The 25,437-nt window shown below is 57.5% G+C and carries 24 protein-coding genes and 3 pseudogenes; 8 read left to right on the plus strand and 19 right to left on the minus strand.

All coding sequences use genetic code 11. From position 1 onward, the window contains the following. Positions 1 to 159: 159 nt before the first annotated feature. Complete coding sequence (locus ACQZ5M_RS17010; RefSeq protein ID WP_296019524.1) at positions 160 to 912, plus strand: Crp/Fnr family transcriptional regulator; 753 nt, start codon at positions 160 to 162, stop codon at positions 910 to 912. A gap of 448 nt (positions 913 to 1,360) precedes the next feature. Here the strand turns inward: ACQZ5M_RS17010 and ACQZ5M_RS17015 are convergent. Further along, positions 1,361 to 1,646 (minus strand): annotated as a pseudogene (locus ACQZ5M_RS17015) (methyl-accepting chemotaxis protein); the annotation flags it as partial. 218 nt (positions 1,647 to 1,864) lie between these two features. Between ACQZ5M_RS17015 and ACQZ5M_RS17020 the strand changes: the two are divergent. After that, the gene (locus ACQZ5M_RS17020; protein WP_296104014.1) at positions 1,865 to 2,218 is read left to right on the plus strand and encodes a response regulator; all 354 of its coding nucleotides are present in this window, start codon (positions 1,865 to 1,867) and stop codon (positions 2,216 to 2,218) included. 90 nt (positions 2,219 to 2,308) lie between these two features. Further along, the gene (recO, locus tag ACQZ5M_RS17025; protein ID WP_296104017.1) at positions 2,309 to 3,079 is read left to right on the plus strand and encodes a DNA repair protein RecO; all 771 of its coding nucleotides are present in this window, start codon (positions 2,309 to 2,311) and stop codon (positions 3,077 to 3,079) included. A gap of 454 nt (positions 3,080 to 3,533) precedes the next feature. Here recO and ACQZ5M_RS17030 read toward each other — a convergent pair whose 3' ends face one another. The 5 genes from ACQZ5M_RS17030 to ACQZ5M_RS17050 all read right to left on the minus strand — a co-directional run bounded on the left by ACQZ5M_RS17030 (position 3,534) and on the right by ACQZ5M_RS17050 (position 10,955). Continuing rightward, entirely contained in the window at positions 3,534 to 4,760 is a 1,227-nt protein-coding gene (locus ACQZ5M_RS17030; protein WP_296078398.1) for an MFS transporter, read from the minus strand. Between the two features lie 115 nt (positions 4,761 to 4,875). Continuing rightward, positions 4,876 to 5,721 carry an MOSC domain-containing protein gene (locus ACQZ5M_RS17035; protein WP_296078397.1) on the minus strand — a complete coding sequence of 282 codons (846 nt, stop codon included), beginning with the start codon at positions 5,719 to 5,721 and terminating at the stop codon, positions 4,876 to 4,878. An 11-nt stretch (positions 5,722 to 5,732) separates the two neighbouring features. Continuing rightward, positions 5,733 to 6,374, minus strand: a complete 642-nt coding sequence (locus tag ACQZ5M_RS17040; protein ID WP_296039962.1) for an HD domain-containing protein — start codon at positions 6,372 to 6,374, stop codon at positions 5,733 to 5,735. Positions 6,375 to 6,431: 57 nt separating this feature from the next. Further along, entirely contained in the window at positions 6,432 to 9,218 is a 2,787-nt protein-coding gene (locus tag ACQZ5M_RS17045; RefSeq protein ID WP_296078396.1) for a DUF2339 domain-containing protein, read from the minus strand. 171 nt (positions 9,219 to 9,389) lie between these two features. After that, the gene (locus tag ACQZ5M_RS17050) at positions 9,390 to 10,955 is read right to left on the minus strand and encodes a VOC family protein (protein WP_449080352.1); all 1,566 of its coding nucleotides are present in this window, start codon (positions 10,953 to 10,955) and stop codon (positions 9,390 to 9,392) included. Between the two features lie 283 nt (positions 10,956 to 11,238). Here ACQZ5M_RS17050 and ACQZ5M_RS17055 point away from each other — a divergent pair, with 283 nt between their 5' ends. The 3 genes from ACQZ5M_RS17055 to ACQZ5M_RS17065 all read left to right on the plus strand — a co-directional run bounded on the left by ACQZ5M_RS17055 (position 11,239) and on the right by ACQZ5M_RS17065 (position 14,028). Next, entirely contained in the window at positions 11,239 to 12,279 is a 1,041-nt protein-coding gene (locus ACQZ5M_RS17055; protein ID WP_296078395.1) for an ABC transporter substrate-binding protein, read from the plus strand. A 145-nt stretch (positions 12,280 to 12,424) separates the two neighbouring features. Continuing rightward, positions 12,425 to 13,213: an ABC transporter ATP-binding protein gene (locus ACQZ5M_RS17060; RefSeq protein WP_296078392.1), complete on the plus strand. Its 789-nt coding sequence runs from the start codon at positions 12,425 to 12,427 to the stop codon at positions 13,211 to 13,213. Next, positions 13,210 to 14,028: an ABC transporter permease gene (locus ACQZ5M_RS17065; RefSeq protein WP_296078390.1), complete on the plus strand. Its 819-nt coding sequence runs from the start codon at positions 13,210 to 13,212 to the stop codon at positions 14,026 to 14,028. Before ACQZ5M_RS17060 ends, ACQZ5M_RS17065 begins: the two co-directional genes overlap by 4 nt. A gap of 47 nt (positions 14,029 to 14,075) precedes the next feature. Here ACQZ5M_RS17065 and ACQZ5M_RS17070 read toward each other — a convergent pair whose 3' ends face one another. The 9 genes and pseudogenes from ACQZ5M_RS17070 to ACQZ5M_RS17110 form a co-directional block, all read right to left on the minus strand. Continuing rightward, positions 14,076 to 14,900, minus strand: a complete 825-nt coding sequence (locus ACQZ5M_RS17070) for a mechanosensitive ion channel family protein (protein ID WP_296078387.1) — start codon at positions 14,898 to 14,900, stop codon at positions 14,076 to 14,078. Between the two features lie 65 nt (positions 14,901 to 14,965). Further along, positions 14,966 to 15,496 (minus strand): tyrosine phosphatase family protein, encoded by a 531-nt coding sequence (locus tag ACQZ5M_RS17075; protein ID WP_296100907.1) that lies wholly within the window; start codon positions 15,494 to 15,496, stop codon positions 14,966 to 14,968. Beyond that, positions 15,493 to 16,104, minus strand: a complete 612-nt coding sequence (locus ACQZ5M_RS17080; RefSeq protein WP_296078385.1) for an HD domain-containing protein — start codon at positions 16,102 to 16,104, stop codon at positions 15,493 to 15,495. The genes ACQZ5M_RS17075 and ACQZ5M_RS17080 overlap by 4 nt, the downstream gene beginning before the upstream one ends. A 3-nt stretch (positions 16,105 to 16,107) precedes the next feature. After that, the gene (gene ygfZ, locus ACQZ5M_RS17085) at positions 16,108 to 16,956 is read right to left on the minus strand and encodes a CAF17-like 4Fe-4S cluster assembly/insertion protein YgfZ (RefSeq protein WP_449080335.1); all 849 of its coding nucleotides are present in this window, start codon (positions 16,954 to 16,956) and stop codon (positions 16,108 to 16,110) included. A 294-nt stretch (positions 16,957 to 17,250) separates the two neighbouring features. Next, the gene (locus tag ACQZ5M_RS17090) at positions 17,251 to 18,000 is read right to left on the minus strand and encodes a hypothetical protein (protein ID WP_449080336.1); all 750 of its coding nucleotides are present in this window, start codon (positions 17,998 to 18,000) and stop codon (positions 17,251 to 17,253) included. A 14-nt stretch (positions 18,001 to 18,014) separates the two neighbouring features. Then, on the minus strand, positions 18,015 to 18,272 hold the full coding sequence (locus tag ACQZ5M_RS17095; RefSeq protein WP_062425653.1) for a hypothetical protein: 258 nt from the start codon (positions 18,270 to 18,272) through the stop codon (positions 18,015 to 18,017). 105 nt (positions 18,273 to 18,377) lie between these two features. After that, positions 18,378 to 18,803 carry a TIGR02301 family protein gene (locus tag ACQZ5M_RS17100; protein ID WP_296039979.1) on the minus strand — a complete coding sequence of 142 codons (426 nt, stop codon included), beginning with the start codon at positions 18,801 to 18,803 and terminating at the stop codon, positions 18,378 to 18,380. Positions 18,804 to 18,861: 58 nt separating this feature from the next. After that, positions 18,862 to 19,284 (minus strand): NUDIX hydrolase, encoded by a 423-nt coding sequence (locus ACQZ5M_RS17105; RefSeq protein ID WP_449080337.1) that lies wholly within the window; start codon positions 19,282 to 19,284, stop codon positions 18,862 to 18,864. Positions 19,285 to 19,469: 185 nt separating this feature from the next. Next, positions 19,470 to 20,000, minus strand: a pseudogene (locus ACQZ5M_RS17110) (glutathione S-transferase family protein); the annotation flags it as partial. 148 nt (positions 20,001 to 20,148) lie between these two features. Between ACQZ5M_RS17110 and ACQZ5M_RS17115 the strand changes: the two are divergent. After that, entirely contained in the window at positions 20,149 to 20,472 is a 324-nt protein-coding gene (locus ACQZ5M_RS17115) for a YnfA family protein (protein WP_296019481.1), read from the plus strand. A 4-nt stretch (positions 20,473 to 20,476) separates the two neighbouring features. Further along, the gene (locus ACQZ5M_RS17120; protein ID WP_296078378.1) at positions 20,477 to 21,232 is read left to right on the plus strand and encodes an SOS response-associated peptidase; all 756 of its coding nucleotides are present in this window, start codon (positions 20,477 to 20,479) and stop codon (positions 21,230 to 21,232) included. A gap of 114 nt (positions 21,233 to 21,346) precedes the next feature. On the opposite strand, the gene ACQZ5M_RS17125 is transcribed toward ACQZ5M_RS17120, so the two are convergent. From ACQZ5M_RS17125 to ACQZ5M_RS17140, 4 genes and pseudogenes are all read right to left on the minus strand, one after another. Then, positions 21,347 to 21,481: a hypothetical protein gene (locus ACQZ5M_RS17125; protein ID WP_296019477.1), complete on the minus strand. Its 135-nt coding sequence runs from the start codon at positions 21,479 to 21,481 to the stop codon at positions 21,347 to 21,349. A 203-nt stretch (positions 21,482 to 21,684) separates the two neighbouring features. Then, positions 21,685 to 22,545 carry a CDP-diacylglycerol--serine O-phosphatidyltransferase gene (gene pssA / locus ACQZ5M_RS17130; RefSeq protein WP_296078376.1) on the minus strand — a complete coding sequence of 287 codons (861 nt, stop codon included), beginning with the start codon at positions 22,543 to 22,545 and terminating at the stop codon, positions 21,685 to 21,687. A gap of 24 nt (positions 22,546 to 22,569) precedes the next feature. Continuing rightward, positions 22,570 to 23,271 (minus strand): annotated as a pseudogene (locus tag ACQZ5M_RS17135) (phosphatidylserine decarboxylase); the annotation flags it as partial. Positions 23,272 to 23,514: 243 nt separating this feature from the next. Continuing rightward, complete coding sequence (locus ACQZ5M_RS17140) at positions 23,515 to 25,404, minus strand: ABCB family ABC transporter ATP-binding protein/permease (RefSeq protein ID WP_296078372.1); 1,890 nt, start codon at positions 25,402 to 25,404, stop codon at positions 23,515 to 23,517. Positions 25,405 to 25,437: the final 33 nt, after the last annotated feature.

The raw sequence follows: 25,437 nt of genomic DNA on the forward strand, positions 1-25,437 counted from the left end.
CATTTTGGCACAGCAAGGATCTGAAGCGCGGCGCATTTAAAAAGACCTCATCGTTTTTTGCATTTTCCTTCCGTAAGGGAACCTTTTTCAAGAAAGCGGAAAGGGGTTTCGTGATAGCTGTGATGCATTAAAACAGTTTCTCGTCTCCAACGGATCATTATGTCGCCGAAAAAGCCAAGCGGTGCCTCTACCACGCCCTGTGAACAGTGCCCGCTTCGGGATATTCCTCATTTTCGTGACTTTTCGCCGTCTGAACTGAGTTTCGTTTCGCGGTTCAAGACCGGTGAACTTTCCGTCGAGAGCGGAGCGCTGATCCTGATGGAAGGTTCTCATAGCGCCCATCTCTTCACCGTTTTGGAAGGCTGGGGCTTTCGCTATAAGGCACTGGAAGACGGGCGACGCCAGATCCTGAACTATGTGATGCCGGGCGATCTCATCGGTTTGCAAGGAACCGTGATGGGCGAGATGCAACACTCGGTGGAAGCCCTGTCGCCCGTGACGCTTTGCGTCTTCGAGCGGGGCAGACTTCAAAGCCTGTTCACTGATCACCCTTCACTGGCCTTCGACCTGACCTGGATTGCCGCAAGCGAGGAGAGGATGCTCGACAGCCACTTACTGAGTGTAGGCAGACGCACAGCAATCGAGAGGGCAGCCTATCTTCTGGCATTCCTGCATCAAAGAGCGATCCGCGTCGGCCTGCTGCAGAAAGGCTGGCCGATCCCGGTGACGCAACAGCACGTGGCCGATACGCTCGGCCTTTCCATCGTCCATACTAACAAGACGCTGAAAAAACTGGCCGAGCGCAATTTTATCCGCTGGATCGACAAGGGCTGTCTCGTCTTGGATGAAGAGGGGCTTGCGCAGATCGCGGGTTGGGACAGCGAATCGCGCGACAAACGGCCGTTTATCTAGGTATTTTGCGCCAGAACGTAATGGCTTCGGCGCCGGATCATGCGGCAAAGACGCCGCCGGAGATGCTCATTTTATGATTTCCGGGCTTCTTCATGAGATTAAAGGCGGCAGGTAGGAGGCCATCCTCTTCGGGAGCGGATCGTGAAATCCGAGGCCACCATTCTCGCCGATGCCGGGCCGCTCTGGAGTCAACGCCCGCTGCGGTCAGTATGGATTGCGCCAGTTCCTCACCCAAGGTGCACGCTGCCACCCACCACACAGCCTTCATCCTTTCAGCAAGCGCGTCTGAAGGTTAGAAACATTGTCGAGAGAATGTTCTGCCGGTTCAACGATTGGCGGCGCATCGCTTCACGACGCGACAGCTCGCCGCAACTGACCAGCGTCAGAATCCCGCCCAGTTCCCTGAGGCTAGGTCTCCCATGGCTCCGGCAACCTTTGCCATCATCCTTCAGGCAGGGGAGGTGAGGGGCTTTGTGGCGTTCGAGGCCAACTGAGGTCTGCCAGCGATGCATAAGTGACGTTTCGAGGCAAGTTCGAACTTGGCGACAAGCTGCCGCAACTTCTCTGCTTCGCTGGCAAGCGACGTGCTAGAGGCGCTCTCCTCCTCAACCATGGCGGCGTTTTGCTGGGGTCGTCGGGTCCATCTGGTTTACCGCCAAGTTGACCTCTGACAGTCCGACCGACTGTTCCTGAGCGGAGGTGGCAATGGCGTCCATGTGATTGTTGACGATCGTAGTCTTCAATCACCCTGAGAGGCGTGATTTCCGTTTCAATAGCCATCGTCCGAGCTTCACCCTAGCTTCTGAGTTGCAATTTCTTCGGGTGGCAACGGTATCCAGATATGTCTTTTTTAAATGACGTGGATGGCTTGATCTGCGATGTGACAGCCTGACATGCATTTTTTTAATTAAGATGGCCTTCAATTGGGTCCGGCCCGGAGAAGAAAATAATTATGGTGCCTCAACGTGTTCTCATTATCGAGGACGAGTATCTGGTTGCGATGGACGCCGAGGCGTGTCTACAGTCCATGGGGGTGGACACCGTAGAGATCGTGACAACGCTTGCTCAAGCGCAGGAAGCGCTTGAGAGATCCAGGCCGGATTGCGTTCTGTTGGATGTCAGTCTTTCTGACGGCATGAGCTATGAACTTGCAAGACGATTGAAAGAGCACGCCGTTCCGTTTGGTTTCGTCAGCGGCTATGGTGATACAAGCGGCTTTCCGGCGGATTTTGCCGATACGCCGCTTCTGGACAAGCCTTTCGCAGAGCCGGAGTTGAAGGCTTTCGTCACGCGGCTTATGGCGTAATCATTGGACCCGAAGCGCCTGCACGGGCTATAAAGGCTTGACGACGCGACGATCTGTTCCGTTTGTGTTGAGACACTGGGCAAGATTTTCATGCAGTGGCAGGACGAGGCAATCATTCTTGGCGTCAAGCGCCATGGCGAAACGAGCGTCATAGCGGAGGTTATGACGCGCGCCCGTGGGCGTCACCTCGGCCTTGTGCGCGGCGGTCGGTCCAGAACAATGCAGCCGGTGCTCCAGGCAGGTAATCGTGTCGATGTCACGTGGCGTGCCCGTCTTGATGATCACCTTGGCGAGTACCGGATTGAGCCGCTTCAGTTGCGTGCCGCTCAGTTGATGGAAACCGCGACGGCCGTCTATGGCGTCCAGGCTATGGGCGCATTGCTGCGGCTTCTGCCGGAGCGTGATCCGCACCCGCATCTTTATCGTTCGCTCGATGTCATTCTTGATAATTTATCCGATCCGGCTGATGCGGGTGAACTGTTCGTCCGCTTCGAATTAGCCGTACTGAACGATCTCGGCTTTGGTCTCGACCTTAGCGAATGCGCTGCAACCGGGCTTCGCAGCGATCTTATCTATGTCTCTCCAAAGACGGGCCGGGCGGTTTGCCGTGTGGCAGGTGCTCCCTATGCGGACCGGATGCTGGCGCTTCCGCCGTTTCTCCAGGGCGGCGAAGCGCCGTCTGCGGATTGCCAGAGCCTCTCAGCAGCCTTTCTTCTGACGAATCATTTTCTCAACAGACATGTCTATGAGCCGAGAGGGATTCAAGAAAATGCCGCCCGCGACGGTTTTATCCAGGCGGCGTTGAAGGCGTTGGAACGAAAGATGAAAGAGCATCATCAAGAGGTCCCGAAACCGGCTTGATCCAGAGGGGCATTTTTAGATTCTCGCCCGAGGATAAGGCCACGGCGGATATGCATACGGGTGCGGCTCGAGTGCTCTGCCGTATAGAGCGCTGCGTCGGACCGCTTGAGAAAGTCCGCGCGCGTTTCCTGGGTCATTAAGGTGGCTGCGCCGAGGCTAACGACCGTAACCTGTGCACCAGCACGCAAGATCAGATACTCAATCCATAAGTGCAACGGTCAGGCCGCGAAGCCACTTCCAACTCGAGCGCAGGCGGCCGGGACTGAGCGTGCCCAGGATCGCGTCGTTGGGTAGTAGCGACCTCGCAAGCGGTGCCACGCCTATCGTAAGAGGAAGGCCAACGACCCAAAGCATGATTTGGCTGTAGACAACGCACGTTTATTCTCTGTTTCGGTTGTCTTTATAAACCAACGATAGGCGCACTTGGTCTGGCAGACGAGCAGACCAACCAGTGCTATGCCATGGCAGGGCGCATAACCGGTTTCTCTTCGATCGGCCAATGGACGACTGCTGCAAAAATTCCCATGGCGACGCCGAGCCACCAGACGAGATCGTAGGAGCCGAGCTTGTCGTAGAGAAAGCCGCCGAGCCAGACGCCAAGAAACGAACCGACCTGATGCGACAGGAACACCACGCCGCCCAGCATACCGAGGTGACGGGTGCCGAACATGATGGCGACGAGCCCGTTCGTTGGCGGCACTGTTGAAAGCCATAACACGCCCATGACCGCGGCAAAGATAATGACAGATACCGGCGTTTGCGGAAGAAGCAGAAATGCGGTCACAGCAATGGAACGACCGATGTAAATATATGCCAGAAAATGCGGCTTCGAATAGCGTTGGCCGATGACGCCTGCAGCGAGCGATCCGCCAATATTGAAGAACCCGATGAGTGCCATGGCGATAACGGCATAGCGGGGCTCGATACCGTTATCGCCGAGATATGCGGGGAAATGAGCCGTAATGAAAGCCACTTGGAAACCGCAGACGAAAAAGCCCGTCGTCAGGAGGAGATAGCTCTTATGTCCGAGCGCTTCTTTCAGCGCAGCACCGATGGTCTGTTGAAATTGCACCTGCGATTGCGACCCGGAAGACGAGTTGCCACGCAGCGGCCATGCCAGGAGCGGTACCAGCAGCATCATGACGCTGAGGAAAACGAGGCTGTCGGACCACCCGTAGTTGGAAATCAGTGCCTGACTAATCGGCGCGAAGATGAACATTCCGGCAGATCCCGCTGCCGTGCCGATGCCGAAGGCCATAGACCGCTGCTCAGGCGTGACATGGCGCGCGAAGGCGGACAGGATGACGCTAAACGAGCCGGCAGCTATTCCAAGCCCGACCAGAACGCCACCACCGAAATGCAGCCAGAACGGAGAGGTGCCGAGCGACATGCAAAGCAGTCCTGTCGCATAGAGAAGGCCTGAGAGGATGAGCACGCGACCTGTGCCGAACTTGTCTGCCAAAGCCCCGAAGAAGGGTTGTCCCAAGCCCCAGAAAAGGTTTTGAAAAGCCATCGCAAGGCCAAAAGTGGAGCGGTCCCAACCGGTGTCTGCCAGCATCGGTAACTGAAAGAAACCCATGGCCGAGCGAGGCCCGAAGGTGAGGACGGCAATCAGCGATCCGGCGAGGATGATCAGCCAGGGCATGGGCCTTCTGGTGGCTACGCTGGGTATGGTCGTCATGGTTTTCCTCCGGATAGGAGATGAGTATTAGTCATCCCTACTGTCAGGCACCAGCGACTTTTCTTGACAGCAGCATCACTGCCGTTGATGCAATGGCGACAGATCTCTGGAGACTTCAACCACGCCGTTTTAGTGGCCATGCCTCGTGGCGCCACTCCACTACCTTCGCTACGTTGCCCAGTCGGACTAAACCTTCTCCGCGTGGGGTAAGGTTCCAGCCGAACAATACGCCAGGAACCCGCCTGTCGGCAGACATGCGGATGCGGCCCATGGCCTTCATCGGAGAGGGCACGTCACGCGATCCGGTCATCTGATCCTGCGTGGTCATGATGCAGCGCGTGCAAGGTTTGACGAGATCGAAGCGAATGCCGTTGATGTCGATGGCAGCCCACCGGTCTTCCGCCCACGGCTCATCCGTGTCCAGCACGATGTTGGGGCGAAAGCGCTCCATGCCCACGCTGCCTTCGCCATTCGCCGTCATCTCCGCATTGAGAGCTTCGAGCGAGGCCGTGGTTGCGACCAGGATCTGATAGCCGTCGGCGAAGGTCACGGGTGTTTCCTCGCCGGTCCATTCGACATTGGCAAGGCGCTTCGATTGTCCGTCAAAGAAGGCGAGCTTCATCTCCTGGCCCAGCCAGTTCGATAGCACCGCATTGGCCTCATCGATAGCGACGGCCGCATTGACGCTAGACTTCCAGACCGTGACATCGAGACGCGCAGAAGAGGGCAGGGCAAGCACCTCGCCTTTGCCTTCCATGGACAAGCGATAGCCACCCTGCTCAGGGGCCACGTTCAGAGTCGCGAGTGCCGGCATTTCGCGCTGGGTGATGAACTGGCCAGCGGCATCGACGATCATGGCACGGCGGTCACCCGGCAGGCCTTCGGCAGAAATGATGCTCTCCGGCAGCGAAATACCGCGCGCGCTTTTGACCGGATAGATATTCAGTTGCCTGATCTGCATCGCCATCTCCCTCAGATTTCGTCCAGAAACATATCCAGCACCTGCTTGAGGCGCTGATGTCGCTCTATAGCCAGCTGCCGCCCGGCTTTCGTCTGAAAGCCATCGGCGAGTTTGAACAGCTTGTTTTCGAAGTGATCGATCGCAAAGCGCCGGTCGTCCAGCGGGCGGTTTTTTGCCAGCGGATCGACCGGATCGTAGAGGGCCGAACCCATGCGCCCGGCGATGTAGAAGCAGCGGGCTGCCCCCACCATGCCGATCGCATCGAGCCTGTCGGCATCCTGGAGGATCTTTGCCTCCAGCGTTTCCGGCACGAGATTGGCTGAAAAACTGTGCGTCAATATGGCATGCGCAACGGCGTCTACGTCCGCTGCGCTCCAGCCGAGATCCGATAAAATGCCTCGTGCCTTTTCTGCTGCAAGGCGTGATGCCTGTGACCGCAGCGGCGAGTTCTTTTCGACCGATACGCAATCATGCAGAAGGACGCTTGCGACGAGAACCGGTCCGTTTCCACCCTCCTGCGCGTGAATACGCGTGGCATTGCGGAAAACGCGGTGGATATGCGCGAGATCATGCGAACCGTCATCACCTTGCGCAGCATGCGGAATCAGAGTTTCGGCCAGTGCCTCAAAAGGCGCAAAAGAGTCCGCATGCATTCGCGATTCCTCAGTTCGATAAAACCGCGTTTTAAAGTGGCCAAGGCGTCGGCGCAATCATTCCTCGACCTTTGCGTCCTTGGGTTTTGTGGTCAAAATCTTCTGGTAGAAAAGCCCGATCCCAATCAGTACCACGCCGAGCCCGATGAAGGAGAGGGCACGCAGCACACCTTCCAGATTACTCATATCGATGAGGAAGGCTTTGGCGACGGCCAGAAGCACGAGCCCGGCGGAAGCAAGCCGAAGGCTCTTGGCATCAAAGCGGGAGCCAAGCGCCAGCATAAGCACACCGATGGCAAGCCAGACGACGGAATAGCTGTAGGTTTCGCCCTGAAGGAATCCCTTCCAGTCGGCAATGTTTTCCCCTTGCCAGAAACGGCGCACGGAAAGCGTTGCCCAGGCGAAGCCCAAGGTTGCGCCCGCAAGCGCCAGCAGCGTGACGTAAAGCCGAGGCCGTTTTCCCTGGGCGTAAAAGGCAAGGCCAGCATAGGCAAGGCCTGGCAGAAGATAGCCAATCAGCAATAGATTGAAGAACGGCCAACGCCCGGTATTCTCCCCGGTGAAGTAAGGATTGAGCGCCAGGAAATGAGCGGCCAGCACGTTGACCATGGCAAGGCAGCCGGTAACCATCGAACCGTAACGGAAAACCGGGCTGGGGCTTTTCATATCCAGCGTCATCAACACCCCGGACATGCCGATGGTCAGCAGCGTGTAGATGGATTGCTCCCCGAGTGTCGGAACCGCCTCGTTCAAAACCCCGCCATTCATTGCATGACGGGTGAGTATGGCCAGCGTCAGCAGCACCATGAGACTTGCAAGCGCCTGAAGGAAGTTTCGGACGCGTAGATCCGGCGAGTGACGCAGGAGCCACGCGGAAAGCACCGCAAGCAGCGCAGGAACGCCATAGCCCAGAAGAAGCGCGTTGAAGACCGGGGTCGTGCCGAGGTTCTGCGGACCGACGATGGTCGGCTCCCAGGCGATGCGGCCGAGAACGAAGAGAAGCGCCAGAGCCATGACCCATGCAAGGGCAGGCCAATTGCGGTACTTCGTCGCTAAAACATAGACAAAGCCGAGGAGCGGGATGAGGAGTGTGGTGAAAAGACCACTCGTCAGTGCGTGGATGGTCAACACGAAGGCGAGAAACGAACCGACCAGCATGATGTTGACCGGCAGCTGAAAGGCTGGCTTGGCCCGCTTGTCGAACCGATAGGCGGCGCCCAATAGGACAAGGCCGATCGACAGACCGTAAGCTGCGTGCAGCCAGTCGCGCGTCAGATTGCCGTAATCTACAAAGCTGATGATGCCGAGCCCAAGCGGAACGATGGACCCGATGGCGGCCCAAAGAGTGCCGAACGCTGGATCCTTCGCGCTTCTCCGGCGTGTGGCTTCCACAGCAAATAGCAGGAAGACAATGCCCATGATCCGGGTGATGGACGCCTGAAGGCTGTGATCCACTGCCAATGTTGCCGGTGCCGTGCCGGAATTGAAGCCGTTAAGAAACTCCAAGCTGTTTTGGGCCAGAAGATTGGCGCAACCGAGCGCCGCGAGCGAGGAGAATATTGCGGGCCAAACCGCATTCACGCGTCCTGCACCGAGCGCAGCAAGGCCGATAATCAGAACTGCGACAACGAAGGCGGGGTGCATGCTGATGCCGGAGCCGCTGGCAAGCATGGCCAGCGCTGTCAGAACGATGGAAAGGGAAACCGTCAGATTGATGGTGAGCGGCGCTCTTGTGAGAATGGCAACAAACCGCTTGGCGGGTTTTGCCGTGGCCTCGGTACTCAAAGCCGCCTCGTTATCCTGCGTATGTTCGAAAGCCTTACCAGGCCAGATCCAGATGGAGCCCGCCACCATTGCGAGCATTGCGAACATGACAGGCTCTGCAAGAACCGGATCCGACGCCATCGTGTAGCCAACACCCCATAGTCCGAGGCCGATATTGGCGAGCGCTGGCACGATCAGCCACCTCTGGTACCGTGCCGCTAGCGTCGTCGCGGTCCACGAAACCGTGAGGAAGCCGAAGAGCGCCCATATATTGGGTGTCTCCGTCACGATGAGAGCAGGTGTGATCATAGAGCCGAAGAGCCCCAGCCCAGCAAGAGCCTGGCCGTGGAGCAGCGACAGGCCCAATGTGGCAAAAGCCACGAGCGCAAGAAGGATGAATGCTGCCGTCGGCCCGATATATTCGTAAACGCCGTAAGCTGCGAAGACGACTCCGAAGAGCGTCAGTGAGGCCGCGGCCGTCAACACACCTGGGATCATCGCGTTGGAGTAAGCTGCCTGGATGCCGGGTAGGGCTTTGCGGCGGATCGCTTCGCCAGCCGCGGCCAGCAGCATGCCGAAGAGTGCCGCCATGGCAAGGCGCACAGCAGGGCTGAGAAGACCATTTTCGATGGAGTATTTGACCAGCAATATGCCACCGAGCCCAAGCGTGATGCCGCCAAGCCAGACGGCCCAACGCGCACCGAGCCTGCTTTCGAAACTTTCTTTCGGCGCGGCTTCAAACGCCGCGGCCTGGTCGGAGACCGTACTCTCTTCCGTCACCTGTTCAACGGTTGGTCTGACGGGAAGCGGTGGCGGGACAACCTGTCTATCCATCTCCGCTGGTGCGGCGAGCGGTTCTGATGGCGTGAGCTCCTCGGCAGGTTTTACATCTTCCTCGGGTACGCGAGCAACCGCTCCGGCATCAGCCGTGGACAGAACGCCTGCCATCATCTTCGCCTTCAGGCTCGACACTTCCTGTTCAAGCTCTGCCAAGCGTCTTGAGTTCTTGATGCTGGCATTCAGCGTATAGAAAAACGCAACGACATACCCGACGATAAGAAGCAACAGGAAAGACGTCATAAGCACTCCGCGTATAGCTCTGTTTTTTAAAGCCTTTTATTGCGGTATCTGCAAGCCGTATCGGCTTAGTTTGATGACTGATTGGCCAGTCTCTCCTTCAGCCTCGGTTCTGACCCTCGAGCGTTGTGCATCCTGTCGGACGGGCAACGCTCGATTTTCTTTAACGATGCTTTAGCTGGCTGAGCGGGCCGCAACCCACTCCTTTGCCAGTTCGACATCGTCGAACCCGATGTCGTGATTGTTCGGCAAAACCCGCACCTCCACATCGGCGCCGCGGTCCTTCAGTAGCCCCGCAAGCTCTTCTGCCTTGTCACGATGTCGGTCTGTTTCGCCTGCTGCGATCATGAGGCTTCGCGATGAAAAATCGACCGCGGGCCAGTGGTCCAGAACCGGCATGGGGCGCAACAAAAGGGCATCGGCCATCCATTCCGGGTGAAGAGCGAAGAAAGCAGCGAGGAAGTTGGCGCCATTGGAATGGCCAATGAAGCTCATAGTGTTTCGGTCGATCCCGTAAGACTGGACCGCGCCTTCCATGAATGCCGCAAAGGCCTCCGCTTCGGCGGCGATGTCCTTCTGGTCGAAGTTGAGATCGCCGAAGCGGCGAAACCAGCGTGCCATGTCCTCTTCGGTGCTGCGTCCGCGAACACCCAGAAGGGTGGCCGCAGGGTTTGCCCGGTGCGCCAGAGCCATGAGGCTTGTCTCGCTGCCGCCGGAACCATGGAGCAGAACGATGACGCTGCCATCAGGCTCCGCCGGCGTGTAGAAACGGTGGACGAAGGGAAGCTCCCGATAGATTACGCGCTCCTCTCCGGGAGTGGAAAATTGAGGCAACGCTACGCGAACATCCTCTTCATCGCGCATGAAGAGGGTCGGAATAAACAACTCTTCGCCGAGCCTTTCCAGGGGCTCGTCGACGGTCATGCCCGGTGCGTCGCTTGCCATTTCGATCAGCACACCGCCCGGTTCGCGCACGTAAAGAGAGTGGAAATATTTCCGATCGTGGGCGTTGGTCGTGGAAGAGTTCAAGGACTTCAGGTGGGTGAGCGTCTCTTCCAGCTCATCCATATCACGGGCGCGAAAGGCGATATGATCGACCGTGCCCGTCCCTGGCGCGCTTGACCAGAAGCCCGTAGCATCTCTGACATCGACAACATCGCCGGAAGCGGAAGACATGCGGCGGACAGCGCCCTGTTTGCCGTGATGGGCGTAGCCGAAATGTTTGGACAAGAAACTCTCCGTTTCTTCCGGCACTTCACTGAGAACGGTCGCGCCGCGAATACGACGGATGGCATGTCCGAGGGGTATTCCTGGCGCCTCGTGTGGTTGAGCCTCTGGAAAAGCAGAGGTGCCGACGAGCTTGACGATGATGCCGTCAGGATCTTTCAGCCGGATGACGGGTTCGCCAAACTCCTCCATAGGTCCCTCGGTTCGAACGCCTGCCTGCAAGGCGCGCGTCAGCCAGAAGCCGATGCTGGCGTGGTCTATGGCAAGAGAAACATCGAGCGTCTGGCCGTAGCCGACGCGGCCCTGTCCACCATCTTCCCAGACGAGAAAGGTCATCAGCGAGCCTGGGGAGGCGGCGTAGTCACCGTAAAAAAGATGAAGCTGCATGGCGTCTTCGAAGCCGGCGGTCCGTTTGACCAGCCGAAGTCCCAGGAAGCCGGCGTAAAAATCCACATTTGCCTGAACCTTTCGGGTGATCATGGTGATGTGGTGGATGCCGAGGGCCGATGTCATGCGTGTCTCCAGAATGCCGGTTGGTTCTGTCATCTTGATGCTCTTTGGCCGTTTCGCAATCCATGATGGGCAGAACGATGTGTTCATATCTTCGAGTATCACCCTCACCACGATAGTTTTCAGCCTAAAAATCGCTCTCCATGCCGTCGTCAGTGCGTGAATAGGTCAAAATATAAGCAAAAATTCTTTTGCGTATTTTATGGGCTATTAGTTCTTGCCATGCAGAATGAAATTGGTTTGTATGGCGACAACGACATAAAAACCTCCAGAGGGAAATTTCTGAATGTTGACGCGAAGGCTGTTTTCAAAAACAGCGGCTTTGGCCGCAATTTCCATGCTCGCCGGTGTATCCATCGCACCACTTGCAGCCTTGGCCGATACGCCAATCAAATTCACACTCGACTGGAAATTCGAAGGCCCGTCTGCTGGATTTCTTCTTGCGCTCGACAAAGGATATTTCAAGGCCGAAGGCCTGGATGTTACCATCGATAGCGGTAACGGGTCAGTCGAGGCCATTCCGCGTGTTGCAACCGGCGCATATCAAATGGGCTTCGGTGACATCAATTCCGTCATGAAGTTTCTTGATGAAGACCCATCCCAAAAGGTGACGGCCGTTTATATGGTCTACGAACGCCCCACATTCGCGGTTGTTGGCCGCAAGTCCCTGGGCGTGACCGAAGACCCGAAGTCTCTGCAAGGCAAGAAGCTCGGCGCCCCGCCGCCAGATGGCGCCTTCGCGCAGTGGAACGCCTTCAAGCAAGTCGCCAAGATCGATGACAGCAAGATTACCATCCAGTCCATCGGTTTTCCTGTTCGCGAGCCGATGCTGGCGAAGGGCGATGTCGATGCCGTTTTCGGCTTTGCCTTCTCGGTAATTCTCAACCTCAAGGCCCAGGGCATTGCTGACGACGATATCGCGACCATCCTGATGGCCGAACACGGCTTGAATCTTTATGGCAACGCCGTTCTCGTAAATACTGATTTTGCGGCAGAAAATCCGCAGGCCGTTAAGGGTTTCCTTAAAGCACTTGCAAAGGGTTTTGCCGATGCGGTCAACAACCCGGAAGAAGGCGTTGCGGCAGTATTAAAGCGCAACGAAACGCTCAATCCCGACATCGAATTGCAGCGCCTGACTATGGCAAACTCGATGAACATCAAGACGCCCTACGTGATCGAAAACGGCATGGGTGGGGTCGATCCCTTGCGCCTTGCCGCTTCCATGGAAACGCTGAAGATGTCTATTGGCCTTAAGGGGAACGTGAAGGCCGAGCAGGTTTTCGACGCAAGTTATCTGCCGCCAAAGGAAGAGCGTATGCTTCCCTGATGGTGGCTTGGAGCGACAAGCCCGATAGGTTGTCATGCTCGGGCTCGACCCGAGCATCCATCCATGGAGAAGGTCGCTCCATGGCGTTTGGTCATTGCGTAGGTGACCGGAACGTATCTTTTAGAAGATAACAGGAACTCACGATATGTCTCATCTGGTGGAAATCGACGGGGTCGATATGCGCTATGGAGGTGCGTCGGGTACGCTCGCCGTCTCGAACCTGAAGCTCACGGTAGACAGAGGGGAGTTCTCAGCCGTTGTCGGGCCGTCCGGCTGCGGAAAGTCGACGCTGATGAAGCTCGTCACAGGACTGCACATTCCCCAAAGTGGTAATGTCATTGTCGGCGGCAAGCAGGTGACAGAACCGGTTTCCATCGTAGGCATGGCGTTTCAGAACCCCACAATGCTGCCGTGGCGCACGACACTTGAAAACATCTTGCTGCCGCTGGAGATCGTTGAAAGACATCGCCGCCGCCTGCGCGCCAACAAAGCGGAGTATGTGGCAAAAGCCGAGCGACTGCTGGAAATTGTCGGCCTCAAAGGCTTCGGATCGAAGTTTCCCTGGCAGCTTTCCGGCGGCATGCAGCAACGCGCCAATCTTTGTCGTGCTCTCATTCACGAGCCGCAACTGCTGATGCTGGATGAGCCTTTCGGCGCCCTGGACGCCTTCACCCGTGAGGAATTGTGGTGCGTCATCCGTGATCTTCACGCTGTCCAGCGCGTGACGATCATTCTGGTCACCCATGATCTGCGCGAGGCGGTATTCCTGGCCGACAAGATTTTCGTCATGAGCGCCAGGCCGGGTAGGGTGCTTGCGGAGCACCGCGTGCCATTCGAGCGGCCGCGCCAGTTGTCGCTGATGTATGAAAAGGGTTTCAATGACATGGTCCAGGAACTGCATGGAGAGATCGCCCAGGCGAGGGTGGCGGCATGAGTGCGGTTGTCGAAGGCCAGCTTGCGACTGCCCAACGAAAGCCGCTTGTTGAGCGCATCAACTGGGTCAAGGCTGCGCCCTGGCTCTACACGCTCGCTCTTTTCGCCGCCTGGGAACTGCTCGTCTTTGCGCTTAAGATGCCGCAGACGGTGCTGCCATCGCCCACGCGCGTGGCCCAGGCCGTGGTGCAATACTGGTCGCCGATCTGGAAGAACTCGCTACAAACGCTTTACACCACGACACTCGGCTTTGCGATTGCCGTCGTCGCCGGTCTCGGCATAGGTCTCTTCATCGGCTGGTCGAAGACGATCTATGCCGGGCTTTATCCGCTGATGATCGGCTTCAACGCGATCCCCAAGGTGGCACTGGTGCCGGTTCTCGTGATCTGGTTCGGGATCGGCACCGTGCCGGCGGTGCTGACGGCGTTCCTGATTTCCTTCTTTCCCATCGTCGTCAACGTTGCGACCGGCCTCGCCACGATCGAACCGGAAACCGAAGATGTATTGCGAGCGCTGGGCGCCAAGAAGATGGATATCATGCTGAAGGTGGGCGTCCCGCGCTGCATGCCCTATTTCTTCGGTTCCTTGAAAATTGCCATCACGCTCGCCTTCGTGGGATCCGTTGTCTCGGAAACCGTCGCCTCCAATAACGGACTGGGCAACATGATGAGTTCGGCTCAAAGCCAGTTCAATGTGCCACTGGTGTTTGCCGGGCTGCTGATGCTCGCGGTCGAAGGTATCGTCATGTACGCCTTCATGGCCTTGGTAGAGAAGCGCATGACGGGATGGGCACATCGCTCGACCATGGGGCGATGAAGTTAAGCGCTAATGCAAAGAGAAAAGCCGGTTCACCCGGCCTTTCGTCATTTCGACGGCGTGTCCTCAACCTTAGCCTCGCGTTCCTCGAAAGCAAGCTTCAGCGCCTTCGTGATGTCGCGTGTCGTTGCAAACCAGTTTGCGCTGCGCACCCAGTAGCGCAGCTTGACGGTTGCGCTGTCGGCGCTGGCGGCATCGACGAATGTGGTCGGAGCAGGGTCGAGCAGCACACGGCTTTCATTGCGCGCGATCTGCATCAACATATCCTGTGTCTCGGCAATACTTTCGCCCTTAGGCACCGTAACGCTCAGCTCGTGGCGACGCGATGGAAAGCGGCTGTGGTTGGTGATCGGTACGTTCCACAGGGTAGAATTTGGCGCAAGTCGATACAGTCCATCGCTCGTCTTGAGTTCGGTGGCGAAAAGGCCGATTTCAATGATGGTGCCGGAGACTGCACTCGTCTCGATATATTCCCCAACTCGAAACGGGCGAAGGACTAGAAGCATGATACCAGCTGCAATGTTCTGTAGCGTACCTTGGAGAGCCAGACCGATGGCAAGACCTGCGGCACCGAGTGCAGCGAGAATGGATGCGGTCTGCACACCGAACTGGCCAAGCACCATCACCATGACGAGGATGAGCACGACATAGCGGATAGCGCCGGCAAAGAAGCCTGCAAGGGTTGCGTCGAAACCGCGAATGCGTGACAGTCCCTGGAATGCCCAACGCTGGAGGAAAGTCGCGGCAAGCCAGCCGATGATGAGAAGAAGAAGCGCGCCGATGACGGAGAAGGAATATTGAACCGCCAACGCGCTCGCTTGCCGAAGCGCGGCCTGCGATGCCACGATGATATCCGTTGCCTGTTGTTCCATGGATCGTCCTTGATGATCTTTCGGTGTTCAGGGTTGGTAACGATAGGTTTCGGCTGGGGTTCCCGTTAAAGCGGGACCGAATCGCTAAGCGGCAGCACGAAGGGGACGTTGCCATCGGTGTCCGCACCGCGGCCGATCGCCTTGATTGCGCTCACCAATCGACCCTTGCGGTCAAGCAGCCTGTCGCCGATTTCAATGATACGGGCATTCGGTGTCGCATATGGGGATACTGTTCTTAGCCGGCGTGCTAGCGCTGTTTCATCCTGATCCGGATAGAGAGCCAGTGCGGCGACGATCGCTGCGGCTGGCGAACGGGAAACACCCATCCAGCAATGGATCAAGAGCGGTGCGGATTGATCCCATTCGCGGGCAAAATCGATCAGCCGCAGAACATGGGCATCGTCCGGCGCGATGAGAGCGTCGTTCCCCTTAAAGGCGATATCGTTCATTTGCAGTGTCAGATGCCGCTCTGCAGAAATCACGGCAGGGCGGTGAAAGGCCTGCTCTTTGGCGATCAAGGTAATCATTTCACGCGCCTTGTGGCGCACGGCCATTTCTCCGATGCGGGAAAGTGGCGAGACGACAATTGCGGTCATGCTGGGGCCTTGCGTAATGCTTCGATCACTTCGAAGCGTGCGATGAAACGGCGCTGTGCCTCCGTTGCGGGAACGGGATCGATGGCGATCATGTCGCGACTGATGCCGCGTGGAAGGCCGAAGAATTTCTGCGCCTCTGCAAGCGAAAAGCCCGCAAGCTCAGTGGCTTCGAAAAAGGCAGCAACCGTGTCGGCTTTCTTGATGCGGTCTTTTAGTTCGCGTGTGGGATGTGGCGGTAAGGAGAAACGCAGATGAATGGCGGCTTCCAGTCGGCTTTCGACACTTTTGTAGCCCCCACCAACGACGGATTTGAATGGAGAGATCATATCGCCGATCACATATTCCGGTGCATCATGCAGCAGCGCCATCAGCATATCATTCGGGGGAGCCGATGGATTCAAACGGCAAAAAATCGCTTCGACGATGAGACTGTGCTGCGCAACCGAAAAGGCGTGGTCGCCGCGCGTTTGACCGTTCCAACGCGCCACACGCGCCAAGCCGTGGGCGATATCGGCAAGCTCTACATCCAGCGGTGAGGGATCGAGAAGATCGAGCCGCCTGCCGGAAAGCATGCGTTGCCATGCGCGCGGGGCCTTTGATATTGCCACCGCTTAGTCCTCTGTGCTTGCAAGCGGATCGGTTGAGGGAAAGCTCAACCCAGTCCACTCCGGCAGAGACACAGACACGGTGACATCCCCTGCCATCATCGCAACGTTCGACGACATCGCGTCCGCGGCCCGATCGGTGCGCACTATCGCGAGGCCCTTGTCTGCGACGACCGTGCCAAGTGTCCCAATCGGCTTACCACCTGCCATGATCTCGGTGCCAGTTGCCGGAAGGATGTGTTCGCCAGAAACGATGACTACCCGCCGACGTGCCGTGCCGCGATGCTTCATGCGCGAGACGACTTCCTGACCGACGAAGCAACCCTTCTTGAAGGACACGCCGTCATTCACATCCATCAGCACGTCATGGGGGAAAGCATCCTGTAGCGCGTAATCGCGACCCGATTCGGCAACCCCATATGCTATCCGCAGCAGGTCGTAACTGGACGAATCGCCGCTCACGTGGTGACCCGGAACGCGATAAAGCACCACCCCCGCTTTGGCGAAGCGTCCGTCTTTGACGCCGTGTTGCGGGACAGAATCGTCCCAATGGACGCTGACGCCTTCCGTCTCTTCGGCTTGCAGATCGACAGCCGCGCGCAATTTGTACATGGTCAAGCGGCGCAGCAACGCCTCCTGTTGATCCTTGTCTGTCTCCAAACGGTACGCAGCGCCGTCGCGTGCGATCAGAAAATCAAACAGGATCTTGCCCTGCGGCGTCAGTAGCGCGCCTGCACGTGCTTCCCCATCGGAAAGTGAATCCAGATCCGTGGTGATCAGGTTTTGCAGGAAATCGGAAGCCGCTTCGCCGCCAATGCGGATGAAACGACGGTTCGGCAAGAAGGCGGATGACATGGCGTTACCATTCAGCTGGATTTTTTCCCTACGGCCTCGGCCCGAACATCAGAATCGGATTTCGGAAAAAGCCCGAGGCGTAGAGACAAAAAAGATAGAGCGTCCTTTGTGCGTCCAAGAAAACGCACGGTGCTTTAGAGTTAGGATTTCAGGCGCGCGAGGGCAAGCCGGAAGGGGCAATTGAGGCCGGAGTCCATCACGGTCTTCAACAATCGCTCTGACGCTTGATCTCTTTGCCTCACCGCATGTCAGTATTGCCGAAAATTGGCGCGGGCCATGCGTCAAGCGGCCTGATCAGTCGCCTGCGCCAAAGAACTTCCACTGTCCATCTGGCGAGATGCCGATACGGTAAAAGCTGTAATTGCCATATTCCTGCATGTCGGCCAGATCGCCAGCCGTGATGATACGCAGGAGATCTACTTTCTCGGGCTTGGTCAGTGTGTTGAGCGACTTTCCGGCAAAGTAGGGGAAGACATACATTTCATCCGGCGTTCCGGCATCCACGCGGGCATAACCGGTAGAAAGCAGATCGAGGATAATGGCCAGCACTTCCAGGCCTTCCGGGTCGCCGGAGAAGCTTTTCAGCGCAGCGATAGGATCGGTTCCTTCGGCGTCTATACGCGTCTGGTTCGGGCCGGCATTGATCAGTGGACGCAGCTTTTCGATATCGCCACTGGAGGCCGCGTCGATGATCAATTGACGCAGGCGACGCACAGGCTCCGGTGCCTTGCTGATATCATGCTCGATTTGTGCGGAAACTTGCGGCGCATCGTTTTGTTCAGGCGCTGCCTCCTGTTGTCCGCCCTGGCGGTTCACCAGCGGATCTGGCATGGGAATGCCATCGGAACCCTCTTCGACCGGCGCCGGCTGCGACGACTTGGGAGCCTCGGATGCCTGGGCCTGCTCGGTCTCGCCGCCTGGACCAGGCTTCAGCTCAGACAGAGCATAGGCCGCATGCGGTAGTGCGGTGGCAGAAAGGGTTAGTGAAATAACGGCGGCAAGCGCGGCAGACGACCGCGCGACTTTATGACCGAAAAACAGCATGGATAGGCTCCCGCTTACTGAATGATCCGCTGCGGGGAAAATTCGCCAGCAAGCATGCGCTGACGCAATGATTCGAGCATGGCCTCTGCGCCGGCTTCGCCATGCATGCGAATGGTTTCGCGCATGGCCAAGGCTATAGCGGCATCTGCGATGATCTCCGGTTCGATGCCATCGGCCATACCATCCGCCCAGGCTTCGTTTTGATGTTCCAGAGCGACCTGCATCTTTTCATGCGCGATCATATCGTGGATTTCGTTACGGCTCGTTTGCATCTTTCATCCTCGACAGGGCGTCCAAGTCGTTACCACCCTGTTAACAACTCTAACAGTCTTTTATCAAAACGGCACGCCCTGCGGCGAAAAGAGGTTAACAATCCTCTAATTTCCGAATCTCGACGTGATTTCTTGCGCGAGTGTTGCGCCTTCGGCACGGTATTTCTGTTCCGCCAAGAGCGCGGCGGAGGTGCAACTCGTATGGACAGCCGCAAAGGTCCGGTATCCGCGGTTGAATGCGGCGGTCATACGCTGCTTTCGCTGCGGCTCGTTTGCAGTATCCGCTGCCAGAATATCGCTCATGGCTTTGCGCCACTCCTGCGGACCCGTCGCCGGGCAGAGCGTGCGCAGATATTGCACGGCGCCTAGGATTTCCGACAGGCGCGCCAGCTTGTCGTCATAGGGTGCTGGCTTGCTTTCCTGCGGTGGTGGCGCTGTCGGCTGAGGTGGTTTCGGGCTTGCAGCGTGCAAGGCGACGGGCAGAGCCACACTCACCAACAATGCCGACAAAAAACAAACCCTTTGACCCATGACTTTACGCGCAACCCAACATCGACTCGTGACAAACTTCTTCCAGATAGCTGTGATTCTAGTGTTCATGCAACTGGCCTAAAACGCGCTCGGCGCATTCCAGAACACTTTCCGGTGCGGGGAGACGGCGTATCTCCTCGAGCGTGAACCATCCGGCATCTGCCGCGTCATCTGCTGCAAGAGCCGCGGTCTGCTCGTCCGCGTCCACAAGAAACACCGACAGCAGAAAGTGACTGGTCAGCCGTCCCGCAACGTCATACGAAGGCAGATCGTAGGTGGCGAAAAGCTGTGGATCGCGCGCCTTGATGCCTGTCTCTTCCAGCAATTCGCGAAGTGCTGTCTGCGCCGGTGTCTCGCCGGGCTCGCCGCGCCCACCGGGAAAGGCGAACATGTCCTTCGATGGCGGATTGATTCGCCGCACCAACAGCAGACGGTCGCCACGCCGGAGGATGGCGGAAGATGCTGGGTGGGGAAGAGGCATGCGGTTTCCTTCAAGAATCTGCCTCTTATTATGCAGTCAACCTTGCAGGAAACGTGGCGGCATCTTTTCCTTGTAGGGAAATACTGAAAATAGGGGCGCGCCTCTTCAATCACGCGCTTCACCGAAGGTCTTGAAACCAATCGTTCGAAATACTCGCTGGTGTTTTTAAGGTCGCCGCTGAACGGATGAACGATCGAGCCGTAGAAGAGCGCCGGGACCGCAGAGCAATCCGCCATCGAAAACTCCTTGCCTGCGACCCACTCATGACCTGCCAAGTGCTGCTCTAGCACGCCATAGGCCTTTTCGATGGTCGCATGAGCCTCGGATAAACCATGAGGATCGGGAGCATCTTTAGGACGCAAACGTTCCGCGGCAATGCGCTGCATAGACTGGTGGATGTAGAGATCAAAGAACCGATCCCATAGCCGCACCTCAAGCTGCTCCTCCACGCCTTTCGGCAGCAGTTCGGCCGGACCTTGATAATGGGTATGAATATATTCGATGATGATGCTGCTTTCCGGCAGCGCTACGTTGGCTTCGATATCATGCAGCGCCAGCATCTTTCCCCTCGGTGATCTTTCAACGAACGCCGCCCTTGAATCAGGATTGGAGAAATCGACGATAACCGGTTCAAAAGATGTGCCGTTTTCATAAAGTGCCACGAGCACCTTGTGGCAGAATGACGAAAGCGGGTGCATATAGAGCTTAAGGGTCATGTAACCGCTCCGGGGTGTGACATAGACCGTGGCTGAATGCTTGGCGGGCTCGACGAGACTGCACGAAAGAGATGGTTTTCGCTATGATGCGCTCAAGGCCCCGAACAGTCCACCTTGCCTGCGGCGGAAACAGGAGCAGGAAATAGGCATGAAAATTACCCTCGTCTATGCAGCCGCAGCGCTTGCCGAAATAGCTGGATGCTTTGCCTTTTGGGCGTGGCTGCGCATGGGCAGATCGGTGGTTTGGTTGGTGCCCGGGATGGTGTCGCTTGCAATCTTTGCCTGGCTTTTGACGCTGGTGCCGACCGAGGCTGCCGGACGGGCCTATGCGGCCTATGGAGGCATTTACATCGTCGCTTCTTTGCTGTGGCTTTGGGGCGTGGAGCGTCATGCGCCTGATCGCTGGGATCTGGCGGGCGGCGCGGTTTGCCTTGCCGGCGCTTCGCTCATTCTGTTTGCTCCGAGAGGATAGGTCCATGTGCGGTCGCTTCGTACTGAAAGCAACGCCGGAAGAGATTGCCGATCATCTCGATCTGATCGGCGTTGAGGATTTCCCGCCGCGTTTCAACATCGCGCCGACCCAGCCGATCCTGATTATTGTGGAGGGTGAGCGGCAGGAAGTGGGAAGCAACCTGCCAAACCGGCAGGCCATGCTCGTGCGCTGGGGCTTCATGCCGGGCTGGGTAAAAGACCCCAAGACCTTTCCGCTTCTGATCAATGCGCGCGCAGAAACCGCCATCGGCAAGGCGTCGTTCCGCGCTGCCATGCGTCATCGCCGCATCCTCATCCCGGCGAGCGGATTTTACGAGTGGAAAAGACCAGCCAAAGACGATTGCTGCAAGCTTCAGGCCTACTACATCAGGCCAAAGCACGGCGGTATCGTTGCCTTCGCCGGATTGATGGAAACATGGTCCTCTGCGGATGGATCGGAAGTCGATACCGGCGCGATCCTCACCACCGCTGCCAACGCCTCGATGTCACGCATCCACGACCGAATGCCGGTGGTGATCGCTCCGCAGGATTTCAGCCGCTGGCTGGATTGCAAGACGCAGGAGCCCCGCGAGGTCTCGAGCTTGATGACGGCAGCGGATGAGGATTTCTTCGAGATGATCCCGGTGTCGGACAAGGTGAACAAGGTCGCCAATGTTGGGCCGGATCTTATCGAGCCGGTGGAGGAAACCGCACCACTTGCTCCGGTGAAAGAGAAGAGCGAGCAACTCTCGCTATTTTAGATGAGAAATCGGCTTCTCGTCGATCGTGTCCTCACGTAGAAAATAAAAATGGCGCTCGAGAGCGCCATTTGCAAAGCTCGCGGGCACCACACTGCCTGCTGAACTTGAAAGAGATCAGGCTGTCTTTGCCTGCTTCGGCTTGCGCGCCACCATCATGGCGGCGGCTGCAACGGCCTTGAGGCCGAGCGGCTGGTAATGCGCCTTCAGATCCGGTTTTGCTGGCGTTTCGATTTTCGTTGTCTCAGTCATTCCACCCTCCGCAGATTGCTTGTCAGGCCTTGATTCGCGGGCCTTCCTGACAAGCTCTCTCGGGGTCAATCGTGACGAATTCGAGGCGGATTCAATCAATTGAAAATTGCAGTCTGCGACATTTCGTGTTCGCCCCCACCCTGGAACTGCCCACCGCTGAAACCAGTCGTTGTTGCCGCGAAACGCTTTCGGTCCCGCTGAGGTCAAATGCCTCGGTCTAGACCGTCGCCGCTGTCGCCGTGATCATGGTCTTCGATGGTCAGCGTGCCGTAACGTTTATGCCAGATCCGTGCGCTGAAGGGCAAAAATGTGAGATAGGCCAGAACCGTCAGGATCAGAACTTCCCAGGTGAAGCTCATCAGGAGCGCGACATAGAGCACGACGATCAAAATCGCTGGAAGAACGAGATCGCGGCGGATGCGGCTTTCAGACTTTCCCGACCATACCGGAAGGCGGCTGATCAGAAGGTAGCCGATCAATACTGTATAGGCAGCGGCAATGTGGGCAAACGTGCGGCTCGGCTCGATGCCGATAAATCCGACATAAACGGGAAGCAATACCAGCATCGCGCCCATCGGGGCGGGAACGCCAACAAAGAATTCGTTCTGCCAGGGCGCCTTCACTTCCCGCTCGACCATGACATTGAAGCGCGCCAGGCGAAGTCCAGCAGCAATGACATAGATGAGGGCCGCGATCCAACCCAGCGACCGCGCTTGATCGAGGAGATAGGCATATACGACGAGGGCAGGGGCAACGCCGAAATTGACGATGTCGGCAAGCGAATCCATCTGCGCGCCGAATTTGGACGTTGCCTTCATCATCCGTGCCAGGCGCCCGTCGATCCCGTCGAGGAACGCGGCCACCAGAACCATGGCGACCGCCAGCTCGAAGCGCCCCTCGAAGGCGAGGCGAACGCCACTAAGACCCGCGCAGATGGCAAGCACCGTGACGAGATTAGGCACGACCAGACGAAGCGGAATTTCGCGAAGCCTCGGGCCTCGTCCGCTATCTGTGCTGACATCGGGCTTGCCGTTAATATTCGGCTGCGGCGCTTGTTCTTCCATCGATCGTGGCTCCCTGTCGTATCATCAGGCGCGGCGGCTGAGAACGGCCCCCTTGGCCGAGCCGAATTCGGCAAGAACGGTTTCGCCAGCAATAGCCGTCTGTCCGACGGAAACGCGCGTTGCGAAGCCTTCGGGCAGGAAGATGTCGAGGCGAGAGCCAAAGCGGATAAGGCCGAAGCGCTCGCCGGCATCAACGGGTTCGTTCGGCTTAACCCAGCAGACAATTCGACGAGCGACCATGCCCGCAATCTGTACGACGCCGACCCGGCCATGCGCCGTTTCGATCACAAGACCGTTGCGTTCGTTGTCTTCCGAAGCCTTGTCGAGATCGGCATTGAGGAATAGGCCTGGGCGGTAGGCGACATTCACGATGCGGCCACGCACCGGCGAGCGGTTAACGTGGCAGTTGAACACATTCATGAACACCGAAACACGCACCATCGGCTCCTTGCCGAGTTCGAGCTCCAGCGGAGGAACGACGGTCTGGATGGCGGACACGGTGCCATCTGCAGGGCTGATGATCAGATCGTCATCCTGTGGCGTCACGCGTTCGGGGTCGCGGAAGAAGTAGGCGCACCACGCTGTCAGAACCATACCGATCCAGAAGAGGGGCGTGGCGATCCAGCCGAGCACCAGCGATGCAACGAAGAAAGCCGCGATGAAAATGTAGCCTTCCTTGTGAATCGGTACCAGGGTGTTGCGAATGGTATCGAACAGGTTCATTGGTCGTTCTTCTCCGAAATTTCGTTTCCGGTCCTGACGATGCGCCTCTCGGCTGCTGCTCGCTCAGGCCTCGATTTGTCTGTATGCCCCATCGCAGAACGTCTTAAGGTTCCTGCGTGACACGCATGATATAGTCGTTTCGCGACCATATTCACGTCTCAAGGCGACAAAACACGCATAGGTGACTACAGGCAAACCGCGCCACGGGCAATGGTGCGCAGCCACAAGACCTGTTTATACCCAGGCTCAACGCGCTGGTTCGCCGCGATCCACCACCCCGAGATCGTCTTTTTCGCGGACTTCGCGCAACCGCTCCTCGGCCTGAATCGCTTCGCGCTGGCGGCTCCACATCGAGGCATAAAGCCCACCGGCGAGCATGAGCGACGAATGGGTTCCCCGTTCCGCGATGGTGCCGTCCTTGAGGACGATGATTTCGTCCGCTCCGATCACGGTGGACAAGCGATGTGCGATGACGAGCGTCGTGCGATTTTGTGAAACCACGTCCAGCGCGCTTTGAATCTCCTGTTCGGTGTGGGTGTCGAGCGCAGATGTGGCCTCGTCGAGGATGAGGATGGGTGGTGCCTTGAGAATGGTGCGGGCAATGGCAACGCGCTGCTTCTCTCCACCCGAAAGCTTCAATCCCCGCTCGCCGACCATGGTCTGGAAACCATCGGGCAACTTGCTGATGAATCCGCTGATCTGCGCGGCATTCGCCGCAGCCGTGACATCGGCTTCCGGGGCATCTGGCCGACCATAGCGAATGTTATAGGCCAGTGTATCGTTAAACAGCACCGTATCCTGCGGCACCATGCCGACCACGGCGCGCAGGCTCTTTTGCGTGACCGAGCGGATATCCTGACCATCGATGGTGATCGATCCACTTTGAATGTCATAGAATCGATAGAGCAGCCTGGAGATCGTTGACTTTCCGGCTCCCGAGGGTCCGACGATCGCGATCGTTTTGCCAGCGGGCACATCGAAGGAGATGCCCTTCAGAATTGGCCGCTCAGGATCGTAGGCAAACTGAACGTCGCGGAAGCTGACAGCGCCTGAACCTATGTGAAGCGGCTTGGCGCCTGGTGAATCCACAACTTCCGCTTCCACTTCCAACAGATCGAACATCTGTTCGATATCGGTCAAACCCTGGCGGATTTCGCGATACACGAAGCCGATGAAGTTCAGCGGCACGGAAAGCTGCAGAAGTAGCGCGTTAATGAAGACGAAGTCGCCGACGGTCTGCTCTCCGCGCTGCACCGCAAGCGCAGACATGACCATCATGACGAGGGAGCCCAGACCGAATATGACTCCCTGGCCGAAGTTTAGCCAACCGAGTGACGTCCAGATGGCGACGGCCGATTTTTCGTAGCGCGCCATCGCCGCGTCGAAGCGGCGGGCTTCCATGTGCTCATTGCCGAAATACTTGACTGTTTCGAAGTTCAACAGCGAGTCGATGGCCTTCGTATTGGCATCGGTGTCGCTGTCATTCATCGACCTGCGAATGGATATGCGCCAGTTGCTGGCCTTGACCGTGAACCAGATATAAGCCCAGACCGTGACGACGGTGACGAAGACATACCAGAAGCCGTAGGACACCCAGAAGATGGCGGCCGTCAGCAGGAATTCGATGAATGTCGGCGCGGTGTTGAGGATGGTGAAACGAACGATCGTTTCTATACCCTTCGTGCCGCGCTCGATGATGCGCGACAAGCCACCTGTCTTGCGCTCCAGATGAAAGCGCAGTGAAAGCTGGTGCATGTGCACGAATGTCTTATAGGCCAGTTGACGAACCGCATGCTGCCCGACGCTGGCGAAAAGCGAGTCCCGTAACTGATTGAAGCCAATCTGAATGACGCGCGTCAGATTATAGGCGATGACGAGTGAAACGGCGCCGAGCAGGAATAGGGGAAGCACTCCCGCCATGTCCACTTTGCCGTTCAGCGCATCAGTCGCCCATTTGAAGAAATAGGGAACGGAGATCAGCACCAGCTTCGCAACAAGCAGGAAGATGGTGGCCCATATCACCCGCATCTTCAGGTCCCGCCTGCCATCTGGCCACATATAGGGCCATAGGTTGATGAGTGTCTGCATCGGATTGCTGGAATCCGCTGAGATCGTCTTCTTCTTGTTGTTGGCCATGCTCTGCTCCGGCGTCTGCCGGGATGCAGACAG

The organism is Rhizobium sp. 22-785-1 (assembly GCF_053521965.1).

Bases quoted from the DNA above. Each gene is read 5' to 3' on its own strand.
- ACQZ5M_RS17010 (WP_296019524.1), top strand. From the start codon at position 160: ATGTCGCCGAAAAAGCCAAGCGGTGCCTCTACCACGCCCTGTGAACAG.
- ACQZ5M_RS17020 (WP_296104014.1), top strand. From the start codon at position 1,865: ATGGTGCCTCAACGTGTTCTCATTATCGAGGACGAGTATCTGGTTGCG.
- recO (WP_296104017.1), top strand. From the start codon at position 2,309: ATGCAGTGGCAGGACGAGGCAATCATTCTTGGCGTCAAGCGCCATGGC.
- ACQZ5M_RS17030 (WP_296078398.1), bottom strand. From the start codon at position 4,760: ATGACGACCATACCCAGCGTAGCCACCAGAAGGCCCATGCCCTGGCTG.
- ACQZ5M_RS17035 (WP_296078397.1), bottom strand. From the start codon at position 5,721: ATGCAGATCAGGCAACTGAATATCTATCCGGTCAAAAGCGCGCGCGGT.
- ACQZ5M_RS17040 (WP_296039962.1), bottom strand. From the start codon at position 6,374: ATGCATGCGGACTCTTTTGCGCCTTTTGAGGCACTGGCCGAAACTCTG.
- ACQZ5M_RS17045 (WP_296078396.1), bottom strand. From the start codon at position 9,218: ATGACGTCTTTCCTGTTGCTTCTTATCGTCGGGTATGTCGTTGCGTTT.
- ACQZ5M_RS17050 (WP_449080352.1), bottom strand. From the start codon at position 10,955: ATGACATCGGCCCTCGGCATCCACCACATCACCATGATCACCCGAAAG.
- ACQZ5M_RS17055 (WP_296078395.1), top strand. From the start codon at position 11,239: ATGTTGACGCGAAGGCTGTTTTCAAAAACAGCGGCTTTGGCCGCAATT.
- ACQZ5M_RS17060 (WP_296078392.1), top strand. From the start codon at position 12,425: ATGTCTCATCTGGTGGAAATCGACGGGGTCGATATGCGCTATGGAGGT.
- ACQZ5M_RS17065 (WP_296078390.1), top strand. From the start codon at position 13,210: ATGAGTGCGGTTGTCGAAGGCCAGCTTGCGACTGCCCAACGAAAGCCG.
- ACQZ5M_RS17070 (WP_296078387.1), bottom strand. From the start codon at position 14,900: ATGGAACAACAGGCAACGGATATCATCGTGGCATCGCAGGCCGCGCTT.
- ACQZ5M_RS17075 (WP_296100907.1), bottom strand. From the start codon at position 15,496: ATGACCGCAATTGTCGTCTCGCCACTTTCCCGCATCGGAGAAATGGCC.
- ygfZ (WP_449080335.1), bottom strand. From the start codon at position 16,956: ATGTCATCCGCCTTCTTGCCGAACCGTCGTTTCATCCGCATTGGCGGC.
- ACQZ5M_RS17090 (WP_449080336.1), bottom strand. From the start codon at position 18,000: ATGCTGTTTTTCGGTCATAAAGTCGCGCGGTCGTCTGCCGCGCTTGCC.
- ACQZ5M_RS17095 (WP_062425653.1), bottom strand. From the start codon at position 18,272: ATGCAAACGAGCCGTAACGAAATCCACGATATGATCGCGCATGAAAAG.
- ACQZ5M_RS17100 (WP_296039979.1), bottom strand. From the start codon at position 18,803: ATGGGTCAAAGGGTTTGTTTTTTGTCGGCATTGTTGGTGAGTGTGGCT.
- ACQZ5M_RS17105 (WP_449080337.1), bottom strand. From the start codon at position 19,284: ATGCCTCTTCCCCACCCAGCATCTTCCGCCATCCTCCGGCGTGGCGAC.
- ACQZ5M_RS17115 (WP_296019481.1), top strand. From the start codon at position 20,149: ATGAAAATTACCCTCGTCTATGCAGCCGCAGCGCTTGCCGAAATAGCT.
- ACQZ5M_RS17120 (WP_296078378.1), top strand. From the start codon at position 20,477: ATGTGCGGTCGCTTCGTACTGAAAGCAACGCCGGAAGAGATTGCCGAT.
- ACQZ5M_RS17125 (WP_296019477.1), bottom strand. From the start codon at position 21,481: ATGACTGAGACAACGAAAATCGAAACGCCAGCAAAACCGGATCTGAAG.
- pssA (WP_296078376.1), bottom strand. From the start codon at position 22,545: ATGGAAGAACAAGCGCCGCAGCCGAATATTAACGGCAAGCCCGATGTC.
- ACQZ5M_RS17140 (WP_296078372.1), bottom strand. From the start codon at position 25,404: ATGGCCAACAACAAGAAGAAGACGATCTCAGCGGATTCCAGCAATCCG.